The following is a 13,132-nucleotide window of genomic DNA, read 5'->3' on the forward strand; positions in this document are numbered from 1 at the left end:
GAGGCGGCCTGACCTGAGACGGTATCAGCATGGCGTAAGACGCCCGCCCCAGCCCTGGACGCATTCGACAAAAGACACCGACCGGGCAAACCCAACCCGGACAGTCATTGGTCGCCGCGACACGCAGGAAGGTTCATAAAGGCGGATAAAAATCGTACCGCCGGGGCGACATGAATGCGTCGAAGGACGTCACCGGCCGCTATTGCGGGAAACCGCCGCTGCCCGCCTGAGCGCCTGCGGTGGCTGGCCAAAGCTTCTGAGGAAAGCGCGGCGCATTCGCCCGGCATCGCCGAAGCCGCTCTCTTCTGCGATGCGATCGAGCGACATGGGGCCTGTTTCAACAGCGATCCGCGCGCTCTCAAGGCGAATTCGTTCCACGGCCTTGGCCGGAGTGGTGCCGGTTTCCGCCTTGAAGGCGCGCGCAAAATGCCGCGGGCTCATGGCGGCACGATCGGCAAGGCACTCCACGGTCAGCGGTTGGGCGAGCGCGGTGCGCATCCACCCGATCAGCTCGATAAAGCGGCCCGTTCGTCCGCCGAGTTCGACAAGGGCGGAGAATTGCGACTGGCCGCCGGGGCGGCGTTGATGCACGACAAGCTGCTGCGCAACGCGTCGCGCCATGGCCGGGCCAAGATCATCCTCGATGAGCGCCAAGGCCAGGTCGATGCCGGCCGAAATGCCGGCTGAGGTCCACACGCTGCCATCCCTGACGAAGATCCGCTCCGCATCGAGTTTCACCGCGGGATAGCGGCGTGCGAAGTCGTGCGTGCTCCACCAGTGGGTGGTGGCGCGCCTGCCGTCGAGAAGTCCAGCTTCGGCCAGCAGATAGGCGCCTGTGCACACGCTCGCCGTTCGCCTCACACCCGTGCCCCGGAAGCCAGGTGACGATCTCCTGTGCGGCAGCCATGGAGCGAATGATTTCGCCACCGGAGATGATGGCGGTGTCGAGCGGCTCTTCCGTCGACAAAGGCCGGGCCGCGAGCCGCATGCCGGATGAGCTTTCGATCTCCCCGCCGCCGGGCGCCAGTATATCGAGCGTATAGCTGCCGACACAAAAGCCTTCCGCCAGCTCAAAGGCCGCCGCCGGGCCGGCCGCATCCAGCAATTGGAAGCCGGGGTGAATGATGATGCCAACCTTGCGGATCATGGCAGTTTTTGCGCGATATATGTCATTTCGGACAAGTCCTACCGCAGTTAGGGTGATGGTCAAGTGTTTCGATCGGAAGGACTGGGTCATGAATTTGCGTATCATGCTGTGGAGTGGTCTCGGCGTCGTGGCGGCTGTCCTCGCATTGGGTGCCGCATGGCTGCTGTCGCTGCCGGCGGCGTCCCAGGCTGCCGTTCAGCCGGCAATCGATGCCAAGGAGGCCGCCGCGACGCTTGCGGCATTGAAGCCGCCGAAGCGCCAGCGTCCCCTGATCGCCATCGTCGGCATCAACGACGGCACCGAAACCACCGACTATCTCATGCCCTACGGCATCCTGCGGCGCGCCGATGTCGCCGATGTCGTGGCGCTGGCGACGCAGCCCGGACCGATGAGATTGCACCCGGCCTTGCAGATCGAGCCCGATGCGACGACAGCGGCATTCGACGCCGAGCATCCGGACGGCGCCGACTACGTCATCGTCCCGGCCATGATGCGCGACGACGACGCCGAGGTGCTGAAATGGATCAAGAGCCAGGCAGCCAAGGGCGCCATGGTGATCGGCATCTGCGCCGGCGCCAAGGTGGTCGGTGCCAGCGGGTTGCTCGACGGCAAGCGGGCGACGACCCATTGGTATTCCGTCGGCGAGCTCCGCGAGAAACATCCTGCGATTCACTATGTCGCCGACCGGCGCTTCGTCGTCGATCAGGGTGTCGCGACGACAACGGGGATCACCGCGTCGATGCCGATGATGCTGACCCTGATCGAGGCCATCGCCGGCCGGGACAAGGCCGAAGCCGTCGGCCGTGATCTGGGCCTGGCGCACTGGGATGCGCGGCACGACAGCGGCGTCTTCAAGTTCACCCGCCCGTTCGCGCTGACGGCGATCGGCAACGCGCTTGCCGTGCTGGATCATGAGCAGCTCGGCATCCCGCTGACATCAGGCGTGGATGAGGTGTCGCTGGCGCTGGTCGCCGATGCCTGGTCGCGAACCTTTCGCTCCGGCGCGGTCACATTCGCCGGCAACGACGGCGCGATCGTCAGCCGCGACGGCTTGCGTATCTTGCCTGACCAGATCGCCACCGGCTGGCCGGTCGACCGGTTGGTTCCGGCAATGGCCGATCCGCGGCCGGCGAGGGCGCTTGACCAGGCGCTGCAAGACATCTCGGCGCGCCACGGTGCACGCACGGCCGACTTCGTCGCCATGCAGCTCGAATATCCCCGGTGAAAGGCACTGTCTAAGGCCCGGCACCGGCCGGCGTTCGTCCGCCGCAATTCAGGCCGAATAGCGCTCGGCGAATTCGGAAATGCGCTGCACCACCGCCTTGGGCGCGGTGATGCCGCGCGCCTGCGCCTTCTCGGCGGCTTCCGCCCGGGCGCGGCCCGGCACATGCACGCCGAAGCGGCGGCGCAGGCGGTCGAGCTGGTCCTTCATGCGCTGTTCGAAATCCGGATCGAGCAGCTTGGGCTCGATAGCCAGCACGAACAGGCCGGTGCCGGGGCTGTCGGGCCCGCCGGTGAACCAGGGCGCATCGAGCGACCAGTTGGCCCCGGAAATGCCCGCAGCCAACACTTCGACCATCAGCGCGATGTTGGCGCCGCGCTGGCCGCCAAAGGCAAGCATGGCGCCCTTCATGGCCGCCGCCGGGTCGGTGGTCGGATTGCCGCTGGCGTCCAGCGCCCAGCCTTCCGGGATTTTCTTGCCGTCTTCGGCCGCCTTGCGGATGTTGACGAAGGCAGTGGCGCTCGATGACTGGTCGATGACCAGAGGCGCGCCGTCGGCGGCGGGCGCGGCAAACGACATCGGATTGGTGCAATAGACCGGCTTGACCGAGCCCGAGCCGGCAAGCACCGCCGGGCCGTTGGTCGCGGCGAAGGACACCAGCCCCTGTGCCGCCAGCCTGCCGGTGAAATAGCCGAGCGCGCCGCACGTATAGGCGTTCTTCTGCGAGAAGATGGCGACGCCGAACAATTTTGCCGCCTTGGCAAGATCGTCGATCGTCCGGTCGAAGCCGGTATGCGCCAGCCCGCCCCGTGCATCGCAGAGATAGACGGCCAGCGCCGGCCTTGTGATCACCGGATCGGCATTGCCGTCGATGCGCCCGGCTTCCAGCGCTTCGAGATAGTCGATGAAATGCGACAGGCCGACGGTCGAAAGCCCTTCCGCCTCGGCGGCGATGATCGAGGCGGTGAGCGACTGCGCCGCTTCCTCATTGGCGCCGGCGCCGAGTGCCGCCATCCGGCACAGTCCTCTTGCCTGGTCGAGACTGAGTTGCATTATGGCTGTCCTGGGGTTGCGGGAATCTGGTTGCGTTGTCTGGTCTGTGCCTAGCAGCAGATGAGCCGGCGTTTGTGTTGAAAATCGTCCGCACCTGCAAGAAAAGCGGCGGATATCTCCATCGTTGCCGTCTGCGCGATCGGTGCGCCTCTAGCCGACCTTGACCGGAATCCGCGCCTCGATCCGGCTGAGAGCCAGGACCAGAATGCCGGTGATCGCCATATAGATCAACGCCAGCAGCAGCAAGGGCTCGTAGGTGAGGTAGGTGTCCTGCCGCACCTTACCGGCGACGGCGAAGATATCGATCACGCTGATCGTCGCCACCAGCGGCGTCGACTTCAACTGCAGCACGGTCTCGCCGGTCAACGTCGGCAGCGCCCGGTAGAAGGCCTGCGGCAGCCAGATGCGCCGGAGGATCTTCCAGCGGCTCATGCCGAAGGCGCGGGCGGCTTCCAACTGTCCCTTGGGCACGCCGGCAAAGGCGCCGCGCATCACTTCGCCCTCGTAACCGGCGAAGGACAGGGTGAGAGCCAGAACGCCGTACGGCCATGCCTGCCTCAGATAGGGCCACATCCAGGAGTCGCGGATCCATGGATATTGCGGGAACAGCGAGCCCAGCCCGTAATAGAGCAGCCACAGTTGCAGAAGCAGCGGCGTGCCGCGGATGATGGTGCAGAAGATTTTCGCCGGCGCCGCGACCCAGATTGAACCGGCGGCCTGCGCCAGCCCGACCGGCACGGCGATCAGGAAGCCGAGCGCGCAGGTGACGGCCAGGATCCACAGGGCCCGCCAGATGCCCATCAGGCCCATTTCCCAATATTGCGGCAGCCAGTCCCAGCGCATGAAAAAGGCGGCCGACAGCACCAGCCCCAGCGCGATCAGGATGAGGACGATGCGGTGCGGCTGCAGCCAGAGCGAGGCGCGCGCCGCCGTGTTGATGATGGCCGCTTCGCCCGCCATCAGCGTGCCTCCTTGACCGAAGGCATGCCCCGCCGCGCCCATTTCTCGGCGCGGCCAAGCAGGAAGTTCGAAAACAGCGTCACCGCCAGATAGAGAACGCCGGCGGCGAGATAGAATATCAGATAGGCCTTGGTGACGCCTGCTGCCTGCCGAGTCGCCAGCGTCAGCTCGAAGAAGCCGACGACGGCCAGCAGCGCGGTGTCCTTCGTCGCGATCAGCCACAGATTGGCGAGACCCGGAATGGCAAAGGGCAGCATCGCCGGCAACGTGATGCGCCGCAAGAGAAGGCCGGGAGACATGCCGAAGGCGCGGGCGGCTTCGATCTGGCCCTGCGGGATGGCCAGGATCGCGCCGCGCATGACCTCCGTCGAATAGGCGCCCTGGCAGAAGCCGAGCACGGCTATGCCGGCCACCAACCCGCTAATATCGACACGCTGGTAACCGATCGCGGTCAGCACCTGGTTGATCAGGTCGGTGCCGGCATAGTAGAGCAGCAGGATCAGCACCAGTTCCGGCACGGCGCGCACCACGGTGGTGTAGACCGCGAGCAGGTCGCGCACCACAGGCCCGCCATAGAGCTTGCCATAGGCGCCGCAGATCCCGATGAGCAGGCCGACGATCGTGGCGCCGACGGCAATCTCGAGCGAATGCAACAGCCCGAGCATGAGTGTGCCGCCCCAGCCGACGGGCGCGGGCGAGAGGAGTTCGATGATACCGGCCGCCGAGGCCGGAAGAAGCGCGTCGATCAGCTTTGCCCCCGGATTGCTGGCTCTCTCTGCCGACGCCAGCGGCCGGCGGCAGGCATGCGTGGGAAGGATAGGCCGGAGGGCACGACGTTGGCGTCATGCCCTCCGGCTCATGCGGAGGGGCGTCAGTTCGACTGCGTCGAGCCGCCGTAAATGTCGAAATCGAAGTACTTCTTCGAGATCTCGTCGTACTTGCCGTTGGAGCGGATCGCCTTGATGCCGGCGTTGATCTTTCCCTTCAGGTCGGTGTCTTCCTTGCGCACGCCGGCGCCGACGCCCGGTCCAAGCACCTCGTCGTCCGGAGCCACCATGCCCTTCAGGTCGCAGCAGGCCTTGCCCTGGTCGGACTTGAGGAATTCGCCAAGCGCGATGGAATCGGCCTGCACCGCATCGAGGCGGCCGGCGGCGAGATCCTGGTTGGCTTCGTCCTGGGTCTGGTATTCCTTGATTTCGGAAGCCGTGGAGCCGAAGTGCTTCTTGGCGTAGACGGCGTGCACGGTCGACACCTGGACGCCGACCACCTTGCCCTTCAGGTCGTCAGGCGTGGCGCCGAACTTCTGGTCCTTCGGTCCGATAATCGCCGTCGGCGTGTTGTAGTACTTGTCCGAGAAGTCGATCGTCTTCTTGCGCTCGTCGGTGATCGACATCGACGAGACGATGAGGTCGATCTTCTTGGTGGTCAGCGCCGGGATGATACCGTCCCAGGCAACAGGCGTGATGACGCAGTCGAGTTTCTCCTCGGCGCACACGGCGTCGATGAAGTCGATTTCCCAGCCGACCCATTTTCCCGAGGCATCCGGCGAGGTGAAGGGCGGATAGGGCTCGGCGGCGACGCCGATCTTGACCGGATCGGCCTTGGCCACGCCCATGGCGGCGACGCCGAGCAGCAGTGCCGCGGCGAATGTCTTCAGAACAGTCTTCATTTCAAACTCCCAGTTTGTTGTTGGTTCCCGGTTTTCTTCCGTCTCGGCCTGTCCCTAGCCGATGTTGCGGATGAACTGCTTGAGCCTTTCGGATTTCGGCGCGCCGAAGATCTGCTCCGGCGGGCCTTCTTCCTCGACGAGCCCGTTGTAGAGATAGACGACATGGGTCGCGACCTCGCGGGCGAACTTCATCTCATGGGTGACCAGCACCATGGTGCGGCCTTCGCGCGCCAGATCGCCGATAACCTTCAGCACCTCGCCGACCAGTTCGGGGTCGAGCGCCGAGGTCGGCTCGTCGAACAGCATGACGCGCGGATTGATGGCGAGCGCGCGGGCAATTGCGGCGCGCTGCTGCTGGCCGCCTGAAAGATAGGCCGGATAGACGTCGCGCTTTTCGGCAAGCCCGACGCGCGCCAGCAGTTTTTCGGCCTGGGCGATCGCCTCGTCGCGCTTGACGCCGAGCACATGCACGGGAACCTCGATGACGTTTTCGATCAGCGTCATGTGGCTCCACAGGTTGAAGTTCTGGAACACCATGCCGAGCTTGGAGCGGATGCGCTCGATCTGCCTGCGGTCGGCCGGAACGGTGTGGCCATGGCTGTCCGCCTTGAGCTTGATCTCCTCGCCATTGACACGGATGATGCCGCTGGTCGGATTTTCCAGGCAGTTGATGCAGCGCAGCAGCGTCGATTTGCCCGAGCCCGAGCCGCCGATGATGGCGATCACCTCGCCATCGCGCGCCGACAGCGACACGCCCTTCAGTACATGCAGCTGGCCGAATTTCTTGTGCAGGTTTTCGACATGGATTGCTTCGGCAGCGCCACTCTGCGCCTTGCCGGATGAGACTGCGGCAGCTTCCACCGCGCTCACCGGCTGGCCTCTGCATCGTCGGCGGCAGTTCGTCGAACGTCTATCCGGCCAATCAACATATACGCTGTACTGCCCCGCTCCAGATTTCAGCATGGACCCAACGGCGCGAGCCCGTCAATCCCGCCCATTACGGCACTTGCGAGCTTGTTGCGCAAGTGTATAAATAGCCCTCCATGAAATTTTCTCGGTTTTTTTCAGCAAAAAAAGGGCTTCGATGAGCGCTTTCGGATCACAATCCATGGCAGCGCCGCTGCGACGCGTGCTGATGCGGTCGGCGGCCAACGCGATGCGCGACGCCGACAGAGCCGCCTGGCACTATGGCCCGGGATTCAATCCAGCGAAAGCGGCATCGCAGCACGCGGCCCTTGCTGAACTGGTGGCGGCCTCCGGCGCCGAAATCGAATGGATCGAGGACAAGGCCGACGGACTTTCGGACTCGGTGTTCACGCACGACCCATCGCTGATGACCAACCGCGGCGCACTGATTCTGTCCATGGGCAAGCCGTTGCGCGCCCGGGAGCCTTCGCTGCATGAGGAGACCTACAGGAGACTGGGCATTCCGATCCTCGGCCGCGTCGAGGCCCCAGGCCAGGTCGAAGGCGGTGACTGTGTCTGGCTGGATGCGCGAACGCTGGTGATCGGGCGCGGTGTCCGTTCCAACCAGGAAGGCATCCAGCAGATCTCCAACCTGCTGACGCCGCTGGGCGTATCGGTCTACGGCTTTGACCTTCCGTTGTGGCAGGGCGAAGAGGCCTGCCTGCATCTGATGTCGGTGATCAGCCCGCTGGCCGATGACCTTGCTTTGGTCTATTCACCGCTTTTGCCGGCCCCGTTCTATCAGATGCTGAAGGCGCGCGGCATCCGTCTGGTCGAAGGCGATGCCGAAGAGTTCGCGGCTTCCAACGGCCTCAGCCTGAACGTGCTGCCGACCAATCCGCTCCAGGTCATTGCCGTCGCAGGCTTTCCAAAGACCAAGGCCGCGATGGAAGCCGCCGGCTGCACGGTCGAAATCTTCGAGGCCGATGCGCTCTGCATCGCCTGTGAAGGCGGGCCGACATGCCTGACGCGGCCGATTCTGCGCCAATGAATACGCCATCCCGCCGCAGGTTCCGTCGCGAGGGCGAGGAGCGGCGGCGGCAGGATTTGATCGAGGCAACTCTGGACAGCGTGGCGGAACGTGGTCTGCAGGGCGCCACCTTGCGCACCATCGCATTGCGCGCCGGCGTCACCGCCGGGCTGATCCGGCACTATTTTCCCGGCAAGGAAGAATTGCTGCAGGAAGCCTATGCTGCCCTCATGGGCCGCATGACCGAGCAGGCGAAAGCGGCGTTGGCCATGGAAGATGCCTCGCCGCGCCAGCGCCTTGCGGCTTTCGTTACCGCCAACCTCAACGTGCCGATCATCGACGCGCGAGTGTTTTCGCTCTGGGCAACCTTCATCGGCCGCGCCGGTGCGGATCCAAGCCTGGCTCGCGCCCACCGCGAAGGCTACCTTGGCTTTCGCAACGAGGTGGAAGCCGTTGTGGCCGAGGTGCTCGCCGCCGAACGGCGCGAGCCGGACGCAAGCCAGTTGCGCCACCATGCCATCGCGATCAATGCAATCATCGACGGGCTCTGGATAGAAGGCTGCCTGGCCGGCGAGATGTTCTCGCCCGGCGAATTGGCGGCGATCGGCATCAAGACTGTCGAGGCCGAACTGGGCCTCGCGCCGCTAAAGCAATTCCAGGAAAAGTGAGATGCGGTTTTCCGTCCGGAATTGCGTTGAAAACAAAGGACCGAGCCGATCACTGTTTCCGAACAGTGATCGGCTCTAAGGGAAGACAATCAATGACAACACTCGGCGAAGCCCTGATCACGCTGCTCGAAGCGCACGGCGTCGATACCGTCTTCGGCATTCCCGGCGTCCACACGGTCGAGCTCTACCGTGGCCTGGCGCGCTCGAAGATCCGCCATGTCACGCCGCGCCATGAACAGGGCGCCGGCTTCATGGCCGACGGCTATGCCCGAGCCAGCGGCAGGCCAGGGGTCGCCTTCGTCATCACCGGACCGGGGCTGACCAACACCATCACCGCCATGGGCCAGGCGCGCGCCGATTCGGTGCCGATGTTGGTCATATCAGGCGTCAACGCAATGCCGACGTTGGGCAAGGGGCTGGGCTTCCTGCATGAGCTCCCGGACCAGCGCGGCATGATGGAAAAGGTGGCGCTGTTGTCGCGGCGTGTCACCGAGGCAAGCGAATTGCCTGACGCGCTGGCACAGGCCTTCGCGCTGTTTTCATCCTCGCGGCCGGGTCCGGTGCACATCGAGATCCCGACCGATGTCATGGTCGAACCGGGCGACGGCATCGCGGCATTGTTGAGCAACGCGGCGCCGCCGGCGCCGGATGGCGCGGCCATTGCCAGTGCTGCCAAACTCATCGCCGCAGCGCGCCGCCCGCTGATCCTGGCCGGAGGCGGCGCCAAGCGGGCCGAGACGGCGCTGCGGCGCCTGGCCGAGACACTGGGCGCGCCGGTCGTCGAGACCACCAATGCGCGCGGCCTGCTGCACCGCCACCCGCTCTGCGTGCCGGCAAGCCCAAGCCTGAGGGCGGTTCGGGCGCTGATGGCCGAGGCCGATCTGGTGATTGCCGCCGGCACCGAATTCGGCCCGACCGACTATGACGGCTATGGCGACGGCGGCTTTGTGCTGCCATCCAACCTGATTCGCATCGACATCGGCGCCGACCAGCTCGCACGCCGCCCGGTGACGGTCGGCATCCAGGCCGACTGCGCCGAGGCGATTGAAGCCTTGCTCGCCGCGATCGGCCCCACTCATCCTGCCGCGTCCGGCGGCGAGGCGCGCGCCGCCGCCGCACGCAAGGCGGCATCCGCCGAGCTGAGCCCGGCCTATCTGGCGCAGGTGCATGCCGTGGAGATGATCCGCGATGCCTTGCCGGGTGCCATCGTCGTCGGCGATTCGACGCAGCCGGTCTACGCCGCCAACCTCTATTACGATCACGACCGGCCAGGCGGCTGGTTCAACGCCGCCACCGGCTTCGGCGCGCTTGGTTACGGCCCGCCGGCGGCAATCGGCGCCGCACTTGCCGTGCCCGATGCGCCGGTTGTCTGCCTGACCGGCGATGGCGGCTTCCAGTTCACCTTACCCGAACTTGGCGCGGCGCTCGATGCAAAGGCGCCGGTCATCTTCGTGGTCTGGAACAACAGGGGCTATCGCGAGATCGAGACCTCGATGCTCGATGTCGGCGTCGAGCCCGTCGGGGTCTCGCCGGCGCCGCCGGATTTCTGCAAGTTGGCCGAAGCCTATGGCATATCAGCAGAACGGCTCGCCGATATCGGCGCCTTGCCGCAGGCCCTGAAGCGCGCCCGGGCAACCGGATTGCCTTGCGTCATCGAAATCACCGTCGATTGAAGGCTTCAGCCCAGCGTTGATCTCTCGTCTGCATCGGACCATTCGTCGGCTCGCCTGTTGTACCGCAACGGCCGCATGGCTGACGCTATTGCCATAATATGCGTTGTGACGCATGCAAAGACGCGACGGCTGCCATGTCGAGATATCAATTGAGTGATCGCCCGAAAGGCGCGACGCTTCGCGTCGGGGCGGCACAACAAGCGACACAATCATAAAAACACGACAGGAGCGGTCCAGGATGACGGAAACACTTCAAGGCAGGCATATCGTTGTGACCGGTGGGACCGGCGCTCTCGGCGGTGCGGTGGTTGGCCGGCTGCTGGAACAGGGCGCCATCTGCCACGTGCCGAACGCACACGCCGCGGCACCCCAGCAATTTCCTTTCACCGCCCACGACAACGTCAAGCTGGCGCACAATGTCGACCTGTCGGACTCCGCCAAGGTCGAAGCCTTCTATGCCCAGGTTCCTGCCTTGTGGGGATCGATCCATCTCGCCGGCGGCTTCACCATGGCGCCGGTGGAAAAGATCGAATCGGCATCCTTTGCCGAGATGATGGACACCAACGCCCGCACCACCTTCCTGTGCAGCCGCGCGGCGATCCGATCGATGCTGGCGTCGGGCACATCAGGCCGCATCGTCAACGTCACCGCGCGCGCCGGGCTCGACCCCAGGCGCGGCGCCGGCATGGTCGCCTACACCGCCAGCAAGGCGGCGGTCGCGGCCATGACGGTGGCGATGGCCGAAGAACTCAAGGCCAAGGGCATCCTGGTCAATGCCGTGGCCCCGTCGACGCTCGACACGCCGGCAAACCGCGCCGACATGCCGGATGCCGATTTCAGCAAATGGGTCAGCCTGGAAGCAGCGGCCGAAGCCATCGCCTATCTCGCCTCGCCGGCCAACCAGGCGATGAGCGGAACGCTGGTGCCGCTCTACGGCCGGGCCTGAGCGGCGAGCGTCGAAGTCGGGCACGCGGCATCCGATCCATCGGCATTGCGATAGCTGTAGATGCGCAGCGGCGATGAAGCTTTCGTCGGGCACTCCCGCAACCATGCCGGCGGCCGGCCTTCAATCAGGCCCGCCGCGAATGGATAGGCGGCTTCCAGTCCCGGCAATGGCGGGCCTCGCCAGGCGCAAATCGCGACATGCGTTGCCTTGGACGCATCGAGTATCGCGCGGGGGTCGGCGGTCGCCGGATCGAGGAAACGATAGCTGCGCTCGATGCCCTTGGCCGATGGATGGTTGGGGATCGTCACCACCTTCGGACCTTCGGCGAGGGCGACGAAACGTGAGCCGATCAGCGGGGGAGAAAGAACGACGGCGCCAGAGGGCCAACCCTGTTCCGGTTCAAAAGGGCTGTAATAGCAGCCGTCGGCGAGTTCGGCGGCGGGAACCGCCGCTTGCGCCGGTTTTACCGACAGGTGGTACAGCGCCATTGCTCCGGACAAAACCAGACCGGGCAGGATCAATGCGTATCTGTGCGATGCCGCCGGCGCCGGAGATTTCAAATAGCGACCCAGCCCCGCACTCGGCAGGAGGCTCGCCAGGGCGAAGATGAGGCCGATGCCGGAGAAGATCGGCAGGTAGCGGTAGTAGCGGATGTAACCGATCGCAAGCGCCAGCGAGAGCAGCGAGAACAGCGCCAATATGACGACAGGCCGGCTTCGACCTTCCGGCCTGGCGCAGATCACGGCTGGCGCGAGCGCGCCGATAAACAGCAGCGCCATGCTGAGAAAACCCGTCGACAGGACGACATCAGGGCGCCGAAACAGGCTCAATTCCTGGAGAATTCTGTTGATCATGTTGTCGCGGACATAGGCGTCGATCGAGGCATAGGGGCTGGCCAGGCATTGCGGGAACAACCCCGCCAGCACCGCCGCGCTGGCCGCCGCGAACACCAGTAGGATTGCTGTTCGCATCGGCCACCCTACACGCCGGCCGGCAAGCAAGGGCCCGAAGGCGAACGAGAGCCCGGCCGCGACCAATGCCGTGACATGCGGCGTCGAATAGGTGTCGCATCTGACCGCGGCATAGGCAGAAGGCGGCACGATCGCCGCGAACAGGCCGATTGCACCGGCGGTCAAGGCCAGCCCGAAACCGATGATCCTGTTTTGGCCGCCCTCGCGGTCGAAGATCCAGTCGAAGGCATAGACCGCCATCACCAGGGCGTAGAACGGCGCGAATTCGGCGCTGACGGCGATTGCCAGGGCCGTCAGCAGCCCGTTGACGAAGGCCGAAAGGCGGTTCTGCGACATCATCAAAACCAGCGCCGCCAGCAGAAGCAGGATTTGCAGATTGTGATAGTCGATCCGTCCCGGGGCGAATTCGAAAAAGCTGCGCGCGGCAAAGATCAAAGCCAACGGCAATGCAACGGCCGGGTAGGCAAAGCCGATGGCTGTCACCAGCCGATTGTAGAAATAGAGCGCGGGCGCCAACAGCAGCAGCGGGACGGCAAAGCTTGCCAGCGTCAGAGCCGGCTCGAAGCCGGCAAACGGCGCCAACAGGCGCGCGAAGGCGGCGTAGGGCAAGTCCACGATCCACGGCCAGTGTGAGACATAGGGCTCTGGCTGGACGATGCCGGGCAGCGTGCGGTCGAAGATATTGCCCGTTTCAAGCAAAGTACGGATTTCGTGCAGCTTGAGGAGATCGTCCGCGTCATTGTTGAGCTGGAAGCCCAGAGACCACAGAGCGGTCGTCAGGATCGCCATCGCGCAAAAGCAGAACAGGACAGGCGAGCTGGTGTAAAGGCGCAGCAACCCCGAAGGCTGCGCAGCGGCACGATTGGCGCCAGTGCTCATGGAAGTAT

11 protein-coding genes and 1 pseudogene are annotated in these 13,132 nt (G+C 64.9%); 5 read left to right on the forward strand and 7 right to left on the reverse strand.

Annotation, left to right across the window (positions count from 1 at the left end):
- Positions 1 to 189 precede the first annotated feature (189 nt).
- Positions 190 to 1,147, reverse strand: a pseudogene (locus tag ACVILI_RS07050) (GlxA family transcriptional regulator).
- Between the two features lie 88 nt (positions 1,148 to 1,235).
- Between ACVILI_RS07050 and ACVILI_RS07055 the strand changes: the two are divergent.
- On the forward strand, positions 1,236 to 2,372 hold the full coding sequence (locus ACVILI_RS07055; protein ID WP_038653742.1) for a DJ-1/PfpI family protein: 1,137 nt from the start codon (positions 1,236 to 1,238) through the stop codon (positions 2,370 to 2,372).
- Positions 2,373 to 2,420: 48 nt separating this feature from the next.
- Here ACVILI_RS07055 and ACVILI_RS07060 read toward each other — a convergent pair whose 3' ends face one another.
- The 5 genes from ACVILI_RS07060 to ACVILI_RS07080 form a co-directional block, all read right to left on the reverse strand.
- Positions 2,421 to 3,422 (reverse strand): Ldh family oxidoreductase, encoded by a 1,002-nt coding sequence (locus ACVILI_RS07060; protein WP_019862779.1) that lies wholly within the window; start codon positions 3,420 to 3,422, stop codon positions 2,421 to 2,423.
- A 150-nt stretch (positions 3,423 to 3,572) separates the two neighbouring features.
- A complete protein-coding gene (locus ACVILI_RS07065; RefSeq protein WP_038653745.1) occupies positions 3,573 to 4,382 on the reverse strand; it encodes an ABC transporter permease in 810 nt (269 codons plus the stop codon).
- On the reverse strand, positions 4,382 to 5,047 hold the full coding sequence (locus ACVILI_RS07070) for an ABC transporter permease (RefSeq protein ID WP_019862781.1): 666 nt from the start codon (positions 5,045 to 5,047) through the stop codon (positions 4,382 to 4,384). Before ACVILI_RS07070 ends, ACVILI_RS07065 begins: the two co-directional genes overlap by 1 nt.
- A gap of 206 nt (positions 5,048 to 5,253) precedes the next feature.
- On the reverse strand, positions 5,254 to 6,051 hold the full coding sequence (locus tag ACVILI_RS07075) for a transporter substrate-binding domain-containing protein (protein ID WP_038651633.1): 798 nt from the start codon (positions 6,049 to 6,051) through the stop codon (positions 5,254 to 5,256).
- A 54-nt stretch (positions 6,052 to 6,105) separates the two neighbouring features.
- Complete coding sequence (locus tag ACVILI_RS07080) at positions 6,106 to 6,921, reverse strand: ABC transporter ATP-binding protein (protein ID WP_019862784.1); 816 nt, start codon at positions 6,919 to 6,921, stop codon at positions 6,106 to 6,108.
- Positions 6,922 to 7,135: 214 nt separating this feature from the next.
- Here ACVILI_RS07080 and ACVILI_RS07085 point away from each other — a divergent pair, with 214 nt between their 5' ends.
- The 4 genes from ACVILI_RS07085 (at position 7,136) to ACVILI_RS07100 (ending at position 11,274) form a co-directional block, all read left to right on the forward strand.
- Complete coding sequence (locus ACVILI_RS07085; RefSeq protein ID WP_019862785.1) at positions 7,136 to 8,008, forward strand: dimethylarginine dimethylaminohydrolase family protein; 873 nt, start codon at positions 7,136 to 7,138, stop codon at positions 8,006 to 8,008.
- Positions 8,005 to 8,655 (forward strand): TetR family transcriptional regulator C-terminal domain-containing protein, encoded by a 651-nt coding sequence (locus ACVILI_RS07090; RefSeq protein WP_019862786.1) that lies wholly within the window; start codon positions 8,005 to 8,007, stop codon positions 8,653 to 8,655. The genes ACVILI_RS07085 and ACVILI_RS07090 overlap by 4 nt, the downstream gene beginning before the upstream one ends.
- Before the next feature lie 92 nt (positions 8,656 to 8,747).
- Entirely contained in the window at positions 8,748 to 10,328 is a 1,581-nt protein-coding gene (locus ACVILI_RS07095; protein ID WP_019862787.1) for a 5-guanidino-2-oxopentanoate decarboxylase, read from the forward strand.
- A 238-nt stretch (positions 10,329 to 10,566) separates the two neighbouring features.
- Positions 10,567 to 11,274 (forward strand): SDR family NAD(P)-dependent oxidoreductase, encoded by a 708-nt coding sequence (locus tag ACVILI_RS07100; RefSeq protein WP_019862788.1) that lies wholly within the window; start codon positions 10,567 to 10,569, stop codon positions 11,272 to 11,274.
- Here ACVILI_RS07100 and ACVILI_RS07105 read toward each other — a convergent pair.
- Positions 11,259 to 13,124, reverse strand: coding sequence for a hypothetical protein (locus ACVILI_RS07105; protein WP_240565053.1), 1,866 nt, complete (start codon positions 13,122 to 13,124; stop codon positions 11,259 to 11,261). The two genes, ACVILI_RS07100 and ACVILI_RS07105, sit on opposite strands and share 16 nt — an antisense overlap.
- Positions 13,125 to 13,132 lie beyond the last annotated feature (8 nt).

The organism is Mesorhizobium sp. USDA 4775 (assembly GCF_054062655.1).